The 15,081-nt window shown below is 70.0% G+C and carries 13 protein-coding genes; 6 read left to right on the top strand and 7 right to left on the bottom strand.

Translation table 11 applies throughout. The features are described 5' to 3' along the window. Window positions 1-27: 27 nt before the first annotated feature. Window positions 28-1,782 (top strand): PKD domain-containing protein, encoded by a 1,755-nt coding sequence (locus ACFYWY_RS29870; protein WP_389191737.1) that lies wholly within the window; start codon window positions 28-30, stop codon window positions 1,780-1,782. Between the two features lie 114 nt (window positions 1,783-1,896). Here ACFYWY_RS29870 and ACFYWY_RS29875 read toward each other — a convergent pair whose 3' ends face one another. After that, window positions 1,897-2,610: an SDR family oxidoreductase gene (locus ACFYWY_RS29875; RefSeq protein WP_389191871.1), complete on the bottom strand. Its 714-nt coding sequence runs from the start codon at window positions 2,608-2,610 to the stop codon at window positions 1,897-1,899. Between the two features lie 121 nt (window positions 2,611-2,731). On the opposite strand from ACFYWY_RS29875, the gene ACFYWY_RS29880 reads away from it, so the two are divergent. Further along, the gene (locus ACFYWY_RS29880; RefSeq protein WP_389191740.1) at window positions 2,732-3,316 is read left to right on the top strand and encodes a TetR/AcrR family transcriptional regulator; all 585 of its coding nucleotides are present in this window, start codon (window positions 2,732-2,734) and stop codon (window positions 3,314-3,316) included. Between the two features lie 225 nt (window positions 3,317-3,541). On the opposite strand, the gene ACFYWY_RS29885 is transcribed toward ACFYWY_RS29880, so the two are convergent. The 5 genes from ACFYWY_RS29885 to ACFYWY_RS29905 all read right to left on the bottom strand — a co-directional run bounded on the left by ACFYWY_RS29885 (window position 3,542) and on the right by ACFYWY_RS29905 (window position 7,264). Further along, a complete protein-coding gene (locus tag ACFYWY_RS29885) occupies window positions 3,542-4,390 on the bottom strand; it encodes an amino acid ABC transporter ATP-binding protein (protein WP_389191743.1) in 849 nt (282 codons plus the stop codon). A gap of 7 nt (window positions 4,391-4,397) precedes the next feature. Beyond that, on the bottom strand, window positions 4,398-5,198 hold the full coding sequence (locus ACFYWY_RS29890; RefSeq protein ID WP_389191746.1) for an amino acid ABC transporter permease: 801 nt from the start codon (window positions 5,196-5,198) through the stop codon (window positions 4,398-4,400). Beyond that, window positions 5,195-5,962, bottom strand: coding sequence for an ABC transporter substrate-binding protein (locus ACFYWY_RS29895; RefSeq protein ID WP_389191873.1), 768 nt, complete (start codon window positions 5,960-5,962; stop codon window positions 5,195-5,197). Before ACFYWY_RS29895 ends, ACFYWY_RS29890 begins: the two co-directional genes overlap by 4 nt. Before the next feature lie 275 nt (window positions 5,963-6,237). Next, window positions 6,238-6,726, bottom strand: a complete 489-nt coding sequence (locus ACFYWY_RS29900; RefSeq protein ID WP_389191749.1) for a GNAT family N-acetyltransferase — start codon at window positions 6,724-6,726, stop codon at window positions 6,238-6,240. A 163-nt stretch (window positions 6,727-6,889) separates the two neighbouring features. Continuing rightward, a complete protein-coding gene (locus ACFYWY_RS29905; protein ID WP_389191752.1) occupies window positions 6,890-7,264 on the bottom strand; it encodes a DUF4440 domain-containing protein in 375 nt (124 codons plus the stop codon). Window positions 7,265-7,452: 188 nt separating this feature from the next. On the opposite strand from ACFYWY_RS29905, the gene ACFYWY_RS29910 reads away from it, so the two are divergent. Further along, the gene (locus ACFYWY_RS29910; protein WP_389191755.1) at window positions 7,453-7,989 is read left to right on the top strand and encodes a DM13 domain-containing protein; all 537 of its coding nucleotides are present in this window, start codon (window positions 7,453-7,455) and stop codon (window positions 7,987-7,989) included. 228 nt (window positions 7,990-8,217) lie between these two features. Then, a complete protein-coding gene (locus ACFYWY_RS29915; protein WP_389191876.1) occupies window positions 8,218-9,654 on the top strand; it encodes a PP2C family protein-serine/threonine phosphatase in 1,437 nt (478 codons plus the stop codon). An 82-nt stretch (window positions 9,655-9,736) separates the two neighbouring features. Here the strand turns inward: ACFYWY_RS29915 and ACFYWY_RS29920 are convergent, their stop codons facing one another. Beyond that, on the bottom strand, window positions 9,737-11,230 hold the full coding sequence (locus ACFYWY_RS29920) for a hypothetical protein (RefSeq protein WP_389191758.1): 1,494 nt from the start codon (window positions 11,228-11,230) through the stop codon (window positions 9,737-9,739). A gap of 233 nt (window positions 11,231-11,463) precedes the next feature. Here ACFYWY_RS29920 and ACFYWY_RS29925 point away from each other — a divergent pair, with 233 nt between their 5' ends. Next, window positions 11,464-12,585 carry an aminoglycoside phosphotransferase family protein gene (locus ACFYWY_RS29925; RefSeq protein WP_389191761.1) on the top strand — a complete coding sequence of 374 codons (1,122 nt, stop codon included), beginning with the start codon at window positions 11,464-11,466 and terminating at the stop codon, window positions 12,583-12,585. Between the two features lie 443 nt (window positions 12,586-13,028). After that, window positions 13,029-14,954, top strand: a complete 1,926-nt coding sequence (locus ACFYWY_RS29930; protein ID WP_389191764.1) for an N-acetylmuramoyl-L-alanine amidase — start codon at window positions 13,029-13,031, stop codon at window positions 14,952-14,954. The last annotated feature ends 127 nt before the right edge of the window (window positions 14,955-15,081 follow it).

A 15,081-nucleotide genomic window follows, 5' to 3' on the forward strand; every position in this document is an offset into this window, starting at 1 on the left:
GGGGGCTCCGCGTCTCGTGGGCCGGGGGTGTCTCACTCATCGGTCACGGCGAGGCGGCTGGCCGTCGCGGGAGCGGCCGGGGTGCTCCTCGGCCAGCTGCTCGGCGGGCTCCCCGCCGCTGCACAGACGGCCGCCCTGCCGGGGTCCGCGTACCCCCTCGTCCTCGATGTCGATCTGACGCCGAATCCGGTGTGCAGCGGGCCGGTACGTGGTCGAGTCCAGGTGTACGACCCGGCGGCGGCGAAGGCCGGCGCCACCGTGGAGTGGCGCGTGCGCGCCGGTGAGGAGCAGCTGGGCGGCGGGCGCGTGGCCATGGAGGCGAGCGTGGGGGCTGCGGAGTTCAGCATCCCGTTCGACCGGGTGCCGGCGAGCGACACCGCCCTGCGGTTCGACGCCCGCATTGCCGCACCGGACGCCGGCGAGAAGGCGGGCCGCTACGGCAAGGTCTGGCGGGACACCGTCCGCCGGGGCTGCGACCCGGTGCGTGTGGCGTCCGTCGGCGACTCCGTGGTCTGGGGGCAGGGCCTGGACCACGACCAGAAGTTCCCGTATCTGACGGGCGAGCTGCTCGGCCGCGCCACCGGGCGTGGGCATCAGCACATGGACTACTCGATCTCCGGCGCGGTGCTCGACGCGCCCGAACTCCCCGCGGGCAACGACGACGCGGCCTGTCTGCGCAGCAGCGAGAAGCAGGACCCGGACGGCGACGGGGAAATGGAGTTCGGCGAGGTCACCCAGCAAATACCGGACGTCTTCTGCCAGTTGGAGCAGGCCGGCGCCCAGGCCCGGGCGGGCGGTTACGGTCTCGACCTGGTCGTGGTCAACGGGTGCATCAATGACATCGACCCGTTCTTCGGCATCGGGATCGGCATCACCCCGGGCTCGAAGAATCTGCCCGAGGCCGTGCGGCGCGAGTGCTCGGGGATCGGCGCGGCGGCGGAGAACCCGGCGAAGGACGTGCCGTACTTCAGCGGCGCGAAGGTCGGCTACGGCGGCCGTGACATGCAGGCGGCGATCGAGAAGGCTCATTCGCTGCCCGGTCGGCCGAAGGTGATCGTGGCCGACTTCTACTACGCGCTCAGCCGCAGCAGTTCCCCGCTCCCGGTGAGCACTTGCTCCAGCAGGGGTGCGACCGGAGCGCGGCTCACCACCTGCAAGGGCGCGCTCGGCCACGCGGCGGAGCGCTACGAGCAGTACACCCAGCTGGCCAACGACGCCTATCGCAAGGCGGCTGCCGCGGCCAACGAGGCCGCAGCGGACGGCCCTTACGCGGTCGCCGCCGATGGCCTGTTCACTGTGGACAGCGCCGTCCTCGCTCGACACTCCACCGTCTGGAACACCCCGTTCACCGACCCGGCACTCCCGCTGCGCACACGGGCCTGCCCGGAGCTGAGCGCGACGCCGGCGCAGTGTCTGTCGGCGGCCGTCGCCCATCCGGACATCGACGGCGCCCGGCAGTACGCCGACTCGTTCCTCCTCAACCCCAGCGTCCGCGAGTGGTTCAAGCTGCCGCCCGGCGGGCCCCGGGCGCTGCTGAGCGTCCCGAGGGACGCGCCTGTCGGGAGTGAGGTGCGGCTGACCGCGACAGTCGACGGGAAGCAGCCCGCCGCCGGATACCGCTACCGCTGGTACTTCGGTGACGGCACGCGGCAGGAGACGAGCGAGTCGAGCATCACTCACTCCTACGGCCGGGAAGGCCCGTATCTGCCACGACTGGTGGTGACCGCCGAGGGCGGCCGACAGGTGCTGACCGAGGCCGCCCACACCGTCAACGTGAGCTGAGATGAGGGATCCCGCGGCTCCCGCCGGGAAACAAGAGCCGCGGGACGTTTGGGCGGCAGGACGTCGCGGCCGCGGGGCGTCATAGCCGCGGGAAGCCTCACCGCGCGGGACGCCTTAGCCGCGGGCCTGCGCCAGTTGCGGGTACAGCGCGGCGGGGCCGGCCGCGAGCCCTGCCCTGACCTGCCCGCTGATCTCGTCGCCGAGGACTTCGTAGTCGCCCGCCTCGATGCCGTCGAGCGCCAGGTGGGCGACCTTCGCCGGATCGCTCTTGGGAGCGTCGACCTTCGCGGCCATGTCCGTGTCCATGTATCCCACGTGCAACGAGGTCACCAAGGTCTGCTGCTCGGCAAGTTGCACCCGCAGGGAGTTGGTCACGGACCACTCGGCCGACTTGGCCGCGCAGTAGGCGGCGCTGGTGGGGAAGGAGATCCAGGACAGTGCTGAAAGGACATTGAGTAGCGCGCCGCCGCCGTTGCGGGCGAGAGCGGGCGCGAAGGCCCTGCTCATCGCGAGCGTGCCGAAGACATGGGTCTCCATCTCCCGCCGGAAGGCGTCGAGCTCGCCGTCGAGCACGCCGGAACCGGTGGAGATGCCCGCGTTGTTGATCAGGAGCGTGACGTCCTGGGCCTGCTCGGCCGCGGCGCGGACCGAGGCGGGGTCCGTGATGTCGAGTGCGAGCGGCAAGGCTCCCGGTGTCGTGACCGAGCCCGGATTGCGTGCCGCTGCGTAGACCTTGGCCGCCCCGCGCTCCAGGAGTGCCTTGACGAGCTGCTCCCCGAGCCCGCGGTTGCCGCCCGTCACGAGAGCTACTGCGCCTTCGATCTGCATGGTCATGTCTCCTCACCCCGCTTTGCGCGAGTGGTCTTCCCCGAACATCGGAAACCGATCGGTTTCCTCGATGGTAAACCGACCGTTTTCCAATGCCAAGCCCCGGCGGTAACCTCGACGTATGAGTACGCAAGCGACGACGTCCACCCGGGAGCGGCTGCTCGACGCCGCGGCCGAGCTCTTCTACCGCGAAGGCGTCGGCATCGGCGTCGAGGCGCTGTGCCGGGAGGCCGGGGTCTCGAAGCGCTCGATGTACCAGCTGTTCGACAGCAAGGACGCGGTCCTCGCCGCCTCTCTGCAGCGACGCACTCCGGCGTACCAGACGCTGCTCATCCCCCCGAAAGACGATCCGCGGCCGCCCCGCGCGCGGATCCTGCACGTCTTCGAACGGCTGGAGGAGGGCTCCACGGCTCCCGGGTTCCGGGGCTGTCCGTTCCTCGCCGTGGAGGTCGAGCTCAAGAACCCCGAGCACCCGGCGAGCCGGGTGGCCCGCCAGGTCAAGCAGGCCCTCACCGACTTCTTCCGCACCGAGGCCGAACGCGGCGGGGCAACCGATCCCGGGCTGCTGGCACGGCAGTTGACCCTGGTCTTCGACGGGGCCGGCGCCCGCGCCGGGGTCGGGGCGGAGACCCTCGACGGGCTCGCGGTCGCTACCGCCGCTGCACTCCTCGACGTTGCCGGACTGACCTCTCAGAGCCCTGCTTGAGTCGCCTCTCTGCCCTGCTCCGGGCTGTGCATCCACAGGCCGCGTGTCCCGACCGGGCCGGCCGAGCAGCTCTTCCAGTCCGCGCAGGATCCCGGCCACCAGGTGATGGTCGCGCCCCAACTCCTCGAGCACCGGCCTCAGTTCGGGGTGCAGCTCGGCGAGTGCGGGGAAGGCCCCGTCGTCCTCGCCGGTGTGATGTACACGCGACGCTGACGTGGGATCCCATCATCCTTCGGACGGACCGTCAACCGACTTACGGACATCCGGCCCGGCGTCCTTCACCGGAGCCTCGGCCGCGGCCGGGTCCAGGATGCGCATAAGGAAGTTCCTGGTCCGCTCGTGCTGCGGATCGCCCACCACCTGCGCGGCCGGGCCATGCTCGACGATGACGCCGCCGTCCATGAACACGACGCGGTCGGCGACCTCCCGGGCGAAGCTCATCTCATGGGTGACGACCATCATCGTCATCCCCTCGGCGGCCAGCAGCCGCATCACGGAGAGCACTTCGCCCACCAGCTCGGGGTCGAGCGCGGAGGTCGGCTCGTCGAAGAGCATCACCTGGGGGCCCATCACCAGCGCTCGTGCGATCGCCACCCGCTGCTGCTGCCCGCCGGACAGCTGCGCCGGATAGGCGTCCGCCTTGTCCTCGAGGCCGACGCGTTCCAGGTTCTCCCGGGCGACGACGGCGGCGTGCGCCTTGTTCCGGCCCAGAACCCGCCGCTGGGGCAGCGTGAGGTTCTCGGTCACGTTCAGGTGCGGGAACAGGTTGAACTGCTGGAAGACCATACCGATACGGCGGCGTACCGCATCGATGTCCACGTCGAGGTCGGTGACTTCCGTGCCGCCGACGAAGACCTGGCCCGATGTCGGCTCCTCCAGCAGGTTCACGCAGCGCAGCAGTGTCGACTTGCCCGAGCCCGAAGGACCGATGACGCACACCACCTCGCCCCGGGCGATGTCCAGGTCGATGCCGCGCAGCACCTCGTTGTCCCCGAACGACTTGTGCAGCCCCCGGATCTCGATCTCCGGACCGTCCGTGCCCATGCTGTCCACCGTCTTCGACTTCTGTGACATCTCGTCCTCACCTGGCCTTGTCGGCGCGAGCCTCGAGGCGGCGCACCACGAAGCTCAGCGGCACGGTCACGAGGAGGTAGCAGAGTCCGGCGACCAGGATCGGGGTGGAGTTGGCGGTCTGACTGGCCAGGTCCCTGCCGAACTTGGTCAGCTCCCGCTCCTCGAGGGTGACGCCGAGGAACAGCACCAGCGAGGAGTCCTTGAAGAGCAGGACGAGCTCGTTGGTCAGCGGTGGGATCACGATGCGGAACGCCTGCGGGATGATCACCGACACCATAGCCCTGGCGTGCGAGAAGCCCAGTGACCGGGCCGCCTCCATCTGCCCCTTCGGCACCGCCTGGATGCCCGCCCTGATCGTCTCCGCCATGTAGGCGGCGGCGACCAGTCCGAGACCGAGGGCGACCTTGCCGTACGTACCGCCGGGAATCTGCGTGCCGGGGAACGCCAGCGGCACCGCCACACCCACGAAGATGAAGATCAACAGGGCGGGCAGACCACGGAAGAACTCGATGTAGACGCTCGCGACCCACCGGTAGGGGGCGACGGACGACAGCCGCATCAAGGCGATGATCAGGCCGAGCACCAGGCCGAAGATGAACCCGGAGAGCGTATAGATCACCGTGTTGCGCAGGGCGGTGGTGATGATCGCCGGAAAGAGCTCCTTGGCGAGGTCCTTCTGCGCGAACTGGTTCTGCAGCCGTCCCCAGTCGGCCAGGAAGCCGATCACGATCAGCGCCGCGACGAATACGGCGTACTGGATGCCCTGCGAGACGCGGCGCCGCTGGCGCCTGGTAAGCCGAGAGGTCACGACTTGCCCTGGGGCAGCGGGCCGATCCACTGCTCGTACAGCTTCTTGTACGTGCCGTCCGCGCGCGCGTCCTTGATCACCTTGTCGATCGCGGCGAGGAGCTTCTTGTTGTCCTTCTTCACCGAGAAGCCGTACTGCTCACCGGTCTCGATGTTCTGCCCGAGCGTGAACTCGGCGGCGTTCGCCTTGTCCTTGAGCCAGCCCTGGACGACCGGGTAGTCGATGACGACGGCGTCGACCTGGCCCGTACGCAGGCCGTTGAGCACCGCGTCCGAGCTCTCGAAGGCGACCGGGTCGAAGCCCTGCGACTTGGCGTAGCTCTCGCCGGTGGTCTCCGCCTGCGCGCCGAGCTTCTTCTTCTTGGCCTTGACGTCCGCCAGGGACGTCACGCCGCTCTTCTTCGTCGCCAGCAGCGCCTGCGTGGCGTCGAAGTACGGGACGGAGAAGTCGACGTTCTTCTTGCGCTCGTCCGTGATCGTCATGCCGGCGGCGGCGAGGTCGCACGCGCCGGAGTTCAGGAAGGCGCCGGTCTTGAAGTTCTCGAAGGGCGTGTCCAGGATCTTCTGCTCGACCTTGAGATTCTTCGCCACCAGATCGATCAGGGCCACGTCGAAGCCGACGACCTTGCCCTTCTGCTCGAACTGGAACGGCGGGTAGGGCAGGTGCGTGCAGGTGGTCAGCTTGCCCTTGGCCACGACGGGCACGCCGCCCGCCGCCTCACCCGGTCCGTCGTCGCCGGAGGAACAGCCCACGGCAAGGAACATCCCCGCCGCCACGGCACCGGCAGTGGCGCGGGCCCGGATGCTGGTGCGGTGACTGCGATGTCCGCTGGCCGTCCTGAACACGGTTGACCTCCATGATTGTGCGTTGCGGGCGGTCAGCTCGGCGCGACCGTCCGTCGGAGATCGTAAGGCACTAGGGGTGCGGGGTGACGAAGCTGTCCACGATGCGTGCACTGCCTGACCGGGTGCTGGGCAGCACCCGGTCGCGTGTTCCGTGCTCCTGTCGCAGCGCGGGCCTGAGCCGGGCCGCTCCCGCGCTACGGGACCGTGATGACCAGTTCAGGGCGGTCCCACAGCACAGCGGGCGGATTGGCGCTCAGCGTGCCGATCCGCTGCGCGCCCACGCTGCGGTAGAAGCCTTCGGCCGGCGGGTGCGAGACGATGCGCACGGCGGTGAGTCCGGCCTCGCGCGCCTCATCGATCATATGTTCGACGAGGCGGCGGCCGATGCCGAGTCCCTGGGCCGCGTCGGCGACGAACATCAGGTCCAGCTCCGGCGGGGAGAGGATCAGAGCGTAGAAGCCGAGCACCCTCTCGTCCGCGCCCACGGCCACGAAGACGTGGTGGGTCTCGATGTAGTCGGGGCCCACTCGGTATCCGGCGATCACCGAGGCGTACTGGCCCTCGTAGGCGCGGGACTTGCGCACGAGCGCGGTGAGCCGCTTCGCGTCACGGGCGGTGGCTCGTCTGATCCGTACGGCCTCCCCCCGCAGGCCGCCGCCGGTGACCGTCACACGCGAAGTCATGTGGAGAGTATTGCCTGTCGGCCGTCGTCCACGAACAGGCAGCAAGAGCGGGTGGACTGCGGGCTGACCAGGGGCCGGCCGGGACCCGCGCCACCGCCCGGACCGTGCGCTCAGACCGTGCGCCAGTACCCCAGAGCGTGACGGCGCATGCGGCTCCGCGGCGCTACTGCTCCCTGCTGATCAGCGTCCCCTGGTGGAAGTACATCCGCCAGCCCTCCGCCGTTCTGCGCCACAGGGAGCTCCGCCGGGCCAGGCGACCGCTCTCGTCCGACACGTATGTCACCTGGACGAGGCCGGGAGCGAGCAGCTTCCCGGTCAGCTCGCTGACGCCGGTGGCGGTCACCCGCTCACCGCGAGAGGGGGCGATGGCGGTCAGGATCGTCGTACGGTCGTAGCGCGCGCCCGACGCCCCGAACTCGAAGAACTCCGGGTGCAGCAGCTCGGAGACCAGGTGGGGCACGGCGCGCACCGCGGGATCCAGGAGCCGCAATTCCCCCTCGACGGCGGCATCGACCGACCGCTCCTCCTCGTCGTTCATGACGGGAGCCTATGCCCCTGGGCGACCTGCCGCCCGTCAGGCCCGTGACCGCAGAACCGAGGGCCGCGCGACGTAAGACTTTGGTCATCAGGCTGAACGGTGCCGAACGGCTCGCCCTGCCGTTGAATTGAGACCAGGCAGGACCGGGACAGGCCCGGTCCACAGCAAGTGGACGTCAGGAGACGACGGTGGGGCGCGTACGGAAGTGGCTGGGCAGGCCGTGGGGTGTGGCGGCAATGGTCGTCGGGCTGGCGGTGGCCGGCGTGGGGCTGTTCTGGTTCCAGCCGTGGAAGCTCTGGGTGGACGAGACCGTGAGGGACGAGCTCCCCGCGGCGGCCGCGACGCCGGACGCGGCCGGGCCCGCAGCCGGTGCGGCAACGCTGGCTTCCGGCGAGTTGATCAGCCATGAGCACCGGACGAGCGGCTCGGTGAAGGTCCTACAGCTGGCGGACGGGACGCGCGCCCTCCGGCTGGAGAACCTCGATACGAGCAACGGCCCCGATCTGCGCGTATGGATCACCGATGCCCCGGTGAAGGAGGGGACGGCGGGCTGGCGCGTCTTCGACGACGGAAAGTACGTCAGCCTGGGCAAGCTCAAGGGGAACAAGGGCGACCAGAACTACGCGCTGCCCGCCGGCGTCGACCTGAACCGGTACACCAGCGTCACCATCTGGTGCGACCGTTTCGACGTCTCGTTCGGCGCCGCGTCGCTCGCCCGCGCCTGACCCCGCCGACGATTCCCGCGGCTCGCACACCCCCGTCAGAACGGAAGGAGACGGCCCGACGGTCCGCACCGCCGCCGCTGCGCCCCCATGACGGCCTGTGGCATATTCCAGCGGCACCACCGTATCGAGTGTTGCCAAATCCCTTACGGGCCGTCGCTCCCTGTGCAACAGTCATTACTGGTCCTTTGTAGAGACTTGGCTGTGACCGCGCCTGTATCGGAGTACGACATGCCGTCCCATGTGTTCGCGGACCGTCCCGCCCCGCAGCCGCCCGAGCGCGGCACCGTCGACGCGCTGATCACCCGCACGCGTCGGCTGCGCGGCGACGTGGACGCCGTGCGCCGGGACGCAGCGCCGGACGAGTACGACCCGCAGGGGCGATGGCAGCGAGCACTCTGCGACCTGGCGGTCCATCATCTCGACGATCTCGGCGCGCACTTGGGTCAGCTCAAGGAAGGTCTGCCGGAAGAGACCGTCGGCGCCTTCGAGGACGAGCTCGCGGCATACGAGGCGGACAGCGCCCAGAGCACCGGATCGCTGCTCAGCCGGGTCGGCAGCGCGGAGTGGAATCTCCTCACCGACGAGGTGAGTTGGTCCGACGAGCTCTACCAGATCCTCGGGCGCTCCGCGCAGAGCGGCCCCATGTCCCTGGACGAACTGCCCTCCATCGTGTTCGTGGAGGACCAGGCGCTGCTCACCACCCTGGTCACGGACTGTCTGGTCGACGGGCGTCCCATCGACGGCGAGTTCCGTATGGTGCGGGCCGACGGCCGGATCCGTACTGTCCACATGATGGGCGAGCCGGTGCTCGACTCCGACGGATCCACCGCCTCCATGTGGGCGGTCCTGCGGGACGTCAGCGAGCTGCGCCGCACCCAGCAGGCCGTGCGTGAGAGCCGTGTGTCGCTGGAGCGCAGGCAGCACTTCGCGGAGACGGAGCGCCGGGTCGCGGTCGAGTTACAGGAAGCCGTTCTTCCGCCGTGGCGAGGCTCCTTGCAGTTCCCGCTCGACGGCCCCGCCGTGCTGGATGTCGCCGCGCACTATCTGCCGTCCACGAACAGCGCACTGATCGGCGGCGACTGGTACGACGCGCTTCAACTGCCCGACGGCGACTCGCTGCTGAGCGTCGGAGACCTCACCGGGCACGGAGTGACGGCGACATCGGCGATGGCGATGCTGCTGGGTGCGTTGCGCGGGATGGCCGTGGCCGGGATCAGGCCGGGACAGCTCATGGCGCATCTCAATGAGCTGCTGGAGACCTCCGTGCAGCCCGCGCTCGGCAGTGCGGTGTGCTGTCGCTACAACCCGGCGAGCCGGACTCTGACCTGGGCGCAGGCGGGACACCCCGCCCCGCTGCTGTTCCGCAACGGGACGGGGCGTGCGCTGACGCAGCCGGACGGGGTGCTGCTCGGTGCGACCTCCGGCGCCGCTTATGAGCAGGCCGAGTTGCAACTGCTCCCCGGCGATCTGCTTGTCCTGCACACCGACGGGCTGACGCGGACAAGCGCCGCCGAGGTGGGCAACACGGACCGACTGCTCGGGCTGGCGCCGCGATTCGCCGAGGCCCGCAGCGCGCAGGAGTGCGTGCGGACGGTCGTCGAGGAATGCGGTGAGGACGACCGCGAGGACGACGCCTGTGTGATGGTCGCGAGGATCCGTTCGTAGACCCTCGTAAGCCTGGGCGGCGCTGAAATCCCGTACCCCCGGAATGGCGGAATGGCGAAACCCGGCAACCGGGCAACCCGGGCTAGATCTCGGTGCTCCTCGACCTCCTCGAGGGGCTGTTGGGCAGGGCCAGCTGGATTTCCTCGCGCAGATCCTGGATCTTTGCGTACTCCGCGTAGTGCCCGGTGAGCCGGTACATCTCACGGAGCCTGTCCCACGTCCGGTGCGAGGAAGTCTCCCCCATCGAGACGAGTGCCAGCCTGGCGTAGCGGTCGGCCTGTTCGGGGTCGTCGGCGATGAAGCACGCCGATGCCAGTGAGATGTAGTCGAAGATCTTCGAGCGCTGTCGGCCGCCCTCGCGCAGCTCCAGCGCCTGTTTGGCGTGGTTCTGTGCGGTGGCGGCTGCCCCCGGGTCGTGTTCGGCGAGGGTACGGTACGCCAGCGCCTCCATGCCGTGCAGATCCGCCTCGTCGAACATCTGCATCCAACTCGGCGGGGGCACATCGCTCTTGTCGGAGACGAACAGGTCCTCGGCCTCGCCGAGGGTGCGGCGCATGGCCTGGCCGCGGCCCATGGATGCCTGGGCCCAGGCCTCGATGGTGTACAGCATCGCCTGCGTGCGCGGCAGGGTCTGTTCACCCGAGCCGGACTTGGCGAGCTTCATCAGGTCCAGTGCGTCGTCGGGACGGCCCAGGTGGACCATCTGCCGGGCGGCGCGGGAGAGGGCTTCGCCGGCGCGCGGGCGGTCGCCGCCCTCGCGTGCCGCGTGGGCGGCGATGACGAAGTACTTCTGGGCGGTGGGTTCGAGGCCGACGTCGTGCGACATCCAGCCGGCGAGTACGGCGAGGTTGGCGGCGACGCCCCACAGGCGACGCTGCAGATGGTCGGGGTGGCGGTATGCGAGGATGCCGCCCACCTCGTTGAGCTGCCCCACAACGGCCTTGCGCTGGAGCCCGCCGCCGCGGGCGGCGTCCCAGGCGCGGAACACTTCGACGGAACGCTCCAGTGCCTCGATCTCCTGCGACCCGATGGGGGCGGCCTCATAGCGGTCGAACCCAGCGGGGTCGGCGTGCAGGGGACTTTCGATACGGGGGGCGTCGTGGGCGAGTGCGGGGTCGGTGTGCAGCCAGTCGTGCATGGCGCTGCTGAGTGCGGAGCCTGCGGCGAGCGCGGCGCCCGCGCCCACCAAGCCGCGTCGGTTGAGCATGAGGTCCATTCCCGTGAATTCGGTGAGGACCGCCGCCGTCCGTTCGGGCGCCCACGGAAGGCCGTCAGGATTGCCTGCTCCCTGGACGTCCCGCCGCTTCCCCGCTCGCCCGGTCCGTACGAACCCGAGGTCCTCGATGGTCACGACACGACCGAGTCGCTCGGTGAACAGAGCTGCCAGCACTCGTGGCACGGGATCGCGGGGGGACTCCCCCATGTCGATCCAACGCCGCACCCGCGAGGTGTCGGTCGCCAGCTGTGGGTGGCCCATGGCCGCCGCCTGCCGGTTCACGAGTCTCGCGAGTTCTCCCTTGGACCAGCCGGCCAGGCCGAACAGGTCGCAGAGACGGGTGTTGGGTTCTCCGGTCACGTCAAGCCCCCAGGATCTCGGCTGAGTTGACAGTAACCCCCTGTCAGATGCGTGGCGACTATTCGCCAGGGTTCGCCAGGGTGCGCCAGATGGTGTGCCACCCGCGGCCGGGTGTGACGTAGGAACGCGCCACCTCGGCCCGGCAGCCGGACACATTCCCCAGGGTGTTGACCGGCTGCCGGGGCGGGGCCGCGTAGGCAACTTGTCGGCACACGAAGGGATCTGTCGCCCCCATGTACACAGCATCGTCCTCCGTGTCCGCTCCGCACCGGCCGCAGCGCTCCGCCGCTCCGGCCGGCACCGGACCGTATCTCGACCCCACTTACGCCGGTCGGGCTCGGCGGCAGGCGGGGACGGCCGGCCAACCCCTCAGCGGGAGAATCGACTTGTCCGGCCCTCAGGGCGCGCAGCTGCGCATGGCCGTCGCGTCGGTGCACCGCATCTGTCCGGAGTTCAATCCGGTGCAGGTGCTGCGCCGCAGCGGACGCTCCGTACTGCTCGTCGGCACAACAGGACGTACGACAGCCGTCGCCAAGTGCTTACTGGACCACTCGCCCGCATGGGCCGAGCGGTTCCGCCACGAAATAATCGCCTATCGCGCCTTCGTCCGGCACCGCCCACCGGTGCGGGTCCCACGGCTGATCGCCGCGGACCCCGAAAACTGCACGCTGGTGATCGAGCGGATGCCGGGCCGGGCGGCGGCCCTTGCACGGCACCCGGTCGAGGCTCCGCCTCGTGCCGATGTCCGGGCCGCCCTCGGCGCGATCGCCCGGCTCAACTCCTGGCGGCCGCCGGCCGGAATGTTCGAGGCGCCACTGGACTATCCGTCGCGGATCTCGCGCTATCACGAGCTGGGTCTGTTCACCGACCGTGACCTCGGGGATCTGCAGAAGCTGCTGCACGGTCTGGCGCACGCGAGCGGCAGGCAGGGAATGGGGCAGTTCTGTCACGGCGATGCGCTGCTCTCCAACATCCTGTTGTCGCCGACCGGTCCAGTGCTGGTCGACTGGGAGCACGCGGGCTGGTATCTGCCGGGCTATGACCTGGCAACGCTGTGGGCGGTACTGGGGGACGCGCCGGTGGCGCGCCGGCAGATCAGCCAGCTGGCGCAGCAGGCGGGAACGGCGGCGCGGGACGCGTTCCTGGTGAATCTGATGATGGTGCTGACCCGGGAGATCCGTACCTACGAGACGGCTGTGCAGCGGACGATGCGGGAGGCGCCTCCTGCGGGGAGCAGCCCGGCTGCGTCCGGCGGTCTGTCGGCCGGTGAGGAACAGCGGCTGCTGCTGAGGCGGCTGCACGACGACTGCGCACTGGCCCGGCGGGCCGTGCGTGCGGCGGTCGGCACTCGCTGACCGGCTGCCACAGAGGGGGAAGCGCGCTGCGCGCCCAGTGCCGACACACTGGGCGCGCAGCGCGCTGTGCTGCGTCGGCCCGGTCGGGCCCGCCCGGCTGCCCGGGGCGGGCGCCCGGCGTCGGCGGGTCGGTGGCGGACTCCTCCGAGTCCATCGCCCGACCGGATGCCGAGACGCCCTCGGCAGGCGTCAACATCCGTTACATATACGGTTATTGGTCCACGCCACTGACGCGCCGCAGGCCCGCGCCCCCTCACTCAGAAACTCCGTCGCACCGTGCTGACGTGCGAAATTCCTGCCTCTGACGCTGATTGACGGATCGTCCGGGAGCCGATACCCCTGTATTCGTGTCCGGCCCCGCAGACCCCGTCGCGCACCACCCGTCCCTGGAGGCTGCCTTGCAAGCATCCGCCCCCGTACGACCGAGAAGCGCCCGTCGGCGCATGGTGAGGGCAGGGGGCGCTGTGGCGTCGGCCGCTCTGCTGCTGCCACTGGTCTCTGCAGGTCCGTCGGCCACCGCAGAACAGCCCTCGTCCGGCGCGCTGCAGCGTGACTTCGCCGCTGCCGCGGCCCGGTACGGAGTACCGCAGAGCGTGCTGCTCGGCGTGTCCTATCTGCAGTCGCGCTGGGACGCGCACGGGGGCGCGGCGAGCGTCACGGGCGGCTACGGTCCGATGCATCTCACGGACGCCAGGACCGCACTCGCCGAGGCGCCGCACCACTCGCACGGCGTCGAGGACGCACGCGGCGACGACTCGCGTCCGGCGCGCAACACCGCCGAGGCCGCGCTGCCCGAACCGTCCGAGCTTCCTCAACGGCTGCGGACACTGGACCGGGCGGCAAAGCTGTCCGGCTACACCACCGAGCAGCTGCGCGACAACCCTGCCGCCAACGTGCACGGCGGCGCCGCCCTGCTCGCCGGCGCCCAGCGGGGGCTCGGTCGGCCGCTGAGCGAGGACCCGGCCGACTGGTACGGCGCGGTGGCGCGTTTCTCCGGGGCCGACGACACGGCGACCGCGACGACGTACGCCAACGATGTCTTCGACGTGATCCGTACGGGCGAATCGCGCATCACGGACAGCGGCCAGCGAGTCGCGCTCGCGGGTGACCCGGCCGTGGCCCCCGACCCGGCGCAGGCGGCGCTGCTCGGGCTGCGGACGGCCGATGCGGGGAAGACGGAGTGCCCGCGGACGGTGGCGTGCGAGTGGATCCCCGCGCCGTACGAGGAGTTCGGCGATGGCGACTACGGCAACCACGACCTGGCGAACCGTCCCGCGTCCCAGTCGGTGAAGTACATCATCGTCCACGACACCGAGGGCTCCTGGGACACCACTCTGAAGCTGGTGCAGGACCCGACATATGTGTCGTGGCAGTACACCCTGCGCTCCTCGGACGGGCACATCGCCCAGCACGTTCCCCTCAAGGACGTGGCCTGGCACGCCGGCAACTGGTACGTCAACGCCAAGTCGGTGGGCCTGGAGCACGAGGGCTTCCTGGCCTCGCCGGATGCCTGGTACACGGAGGCGATGTACCGCACCTCCGCCCGGCTGGTGAGGTATCTGGCGCAGCGGTACGACATCCCGCTGGACCGTCGGCACATCCTCGGGCACGACAACGTGCCGGGCACGACCGCCGCGACGATCCGCGGGATGCACACCGACCCCGGTCCGTACTGGGACTGGGCGCACTACTTCCAGCTGATCGGCAAGCCGTTCACACCGACCGCGGGCCCGCGCAGCGGTGTGGTGACGATCCGCCCCGACTACGGTCGGAACCGGCCGGTCTACACGGGCTGCGTGAAGCCCGGTCAGGCATGCGTGCCGCACGGCTCTGCCGCCGTCCGGCTGCACACCGCGCCCGCCGAGGACGCCCCGCTGGTCAAGGACATCGGGCTGCGTCCGGGCGGCGAGGACTCCACGACAGGCGTCAACGACACCGGTGCGCGTGCCTCGACCGGCCAGCAGTACGCGGTCGCCGGGCGCGAGGGCGACTGGACGGCGATCTGGTACCTGGGGCAGAAGGCGTGGTTCCACAACCCGCGCAAGCAGCCGACGGCGGTGGGCGCCGGGGGCTTGGTGCTCACTGCGAAGGACGGCGCAACGGAGATCCCGGTGTACGGGCGGGCCTACCCGGAGGCCGCGGCGTACCCCGCCGGCGTCCCGGTGCAGACGATCTCGCCACTGCCGTACAAACTGCTGGCCGGCCAGAAGTACGTGGTCGGCGACCGGACGCCGGGCGAGTACCTGTACGCGACGACGTTCGACACGGCAGGACACCGGGTGGTGCGCGGCAAGGAGGCGTACTACGAGATCCAGTTCGGGCACCGGGTCGCCTTTGTGAAGGCGTCCGACGTGCGCGTACTGAAATAGCCGGGCAGTCGCGGTGCGCCCCCGTTCGTGGGGTCCGGTGGCGCACCGCGGCTCCCCTTGTCCGCTTGTGTGACTAATGGGCCGTAATGAGTGGGCTGTATGGGCGACGGGTAGGGCTGGCCCGTCC

The sequence above is a fragment of the Streptomyces sp. NPDC002870 genome, assembly GCF_042888505.1.
In the GTDB taxonomy this organism is placed as follows: domain Bacteria; phylum Actinomycetota; class Actinomycetes; order Streptomycetales; family Streptomycetaceae; genus Streptomyces.

Bases quoted from the DNA above. Each gene is read 5' to 3' on its own strand.
- ACFYWY_RS29895 (WP_389191873.1), bottom strand. From the start codon at position 5,962: ATGTTCCTTGCCGTGGGCTGTTCCTCCGGCGACGACGGACCGGGTGAG.
- ACFYWY_RS29925 (WP_389191761.1), top strand. From the start codon at position 11,464: ATGTACACAGCATCGTCCTCCGTGTCCGCTCCGCACCGGCCGCAGCGC.
- ACFYWY_RS29885 (WP_389191743.1), bottom strand. From the start codon at position 4,390: ATGTCACAGAAGTCGAAGACGGTGGACAGCATGGGCACGGACGGTCCG.
- ACFYWY_RS29905 (WP_389191752.1), bottom strand. From the start codon at position 7,264: ATGAACGACGAGGAGGAGCGGTCGGTCGATGCCGCCGTCGAGGGGGAA.
- ACFYWY_RS29875 (WP_389191871.1), bottom strand. From the start codon at position 2,610: ATGCAGATCGAAGGCGCAGTAGCTCTCGTGACGGGCGGCAACCGCGGG.
- ACFYWY_RS29880 (WP_389191740.1), top strand. From the start codon at position 2,732: ATGAGTACGCAAGCGACGACGTCCACCCGGGAGCGGCTGCTCGACGCC.
- ACFYWY_RS29900 (WP_389191749.1), bottom strand. From the start codon at position 6,726: ATGACTTCGCGTGTGACGGTCACCGGCGGCGGCCTGCGGGGGGAGGCC.
- ACFYWY_RS29915 (WP_389191876.1), top strand. From the start codon at position 8,218: ATGCCGTCCCATGTGTTCGCGGACCGTCCCGCCCCGCAGCCGCCCGAG.
- ACFYWY_RS29930 (WP_389191764.1), top strand. From the start codon at position 13,029: ATGGTGAGGGCAGGGGGCGCTGTGGCGTCGGCCGCTCTGCTGCTGCCA.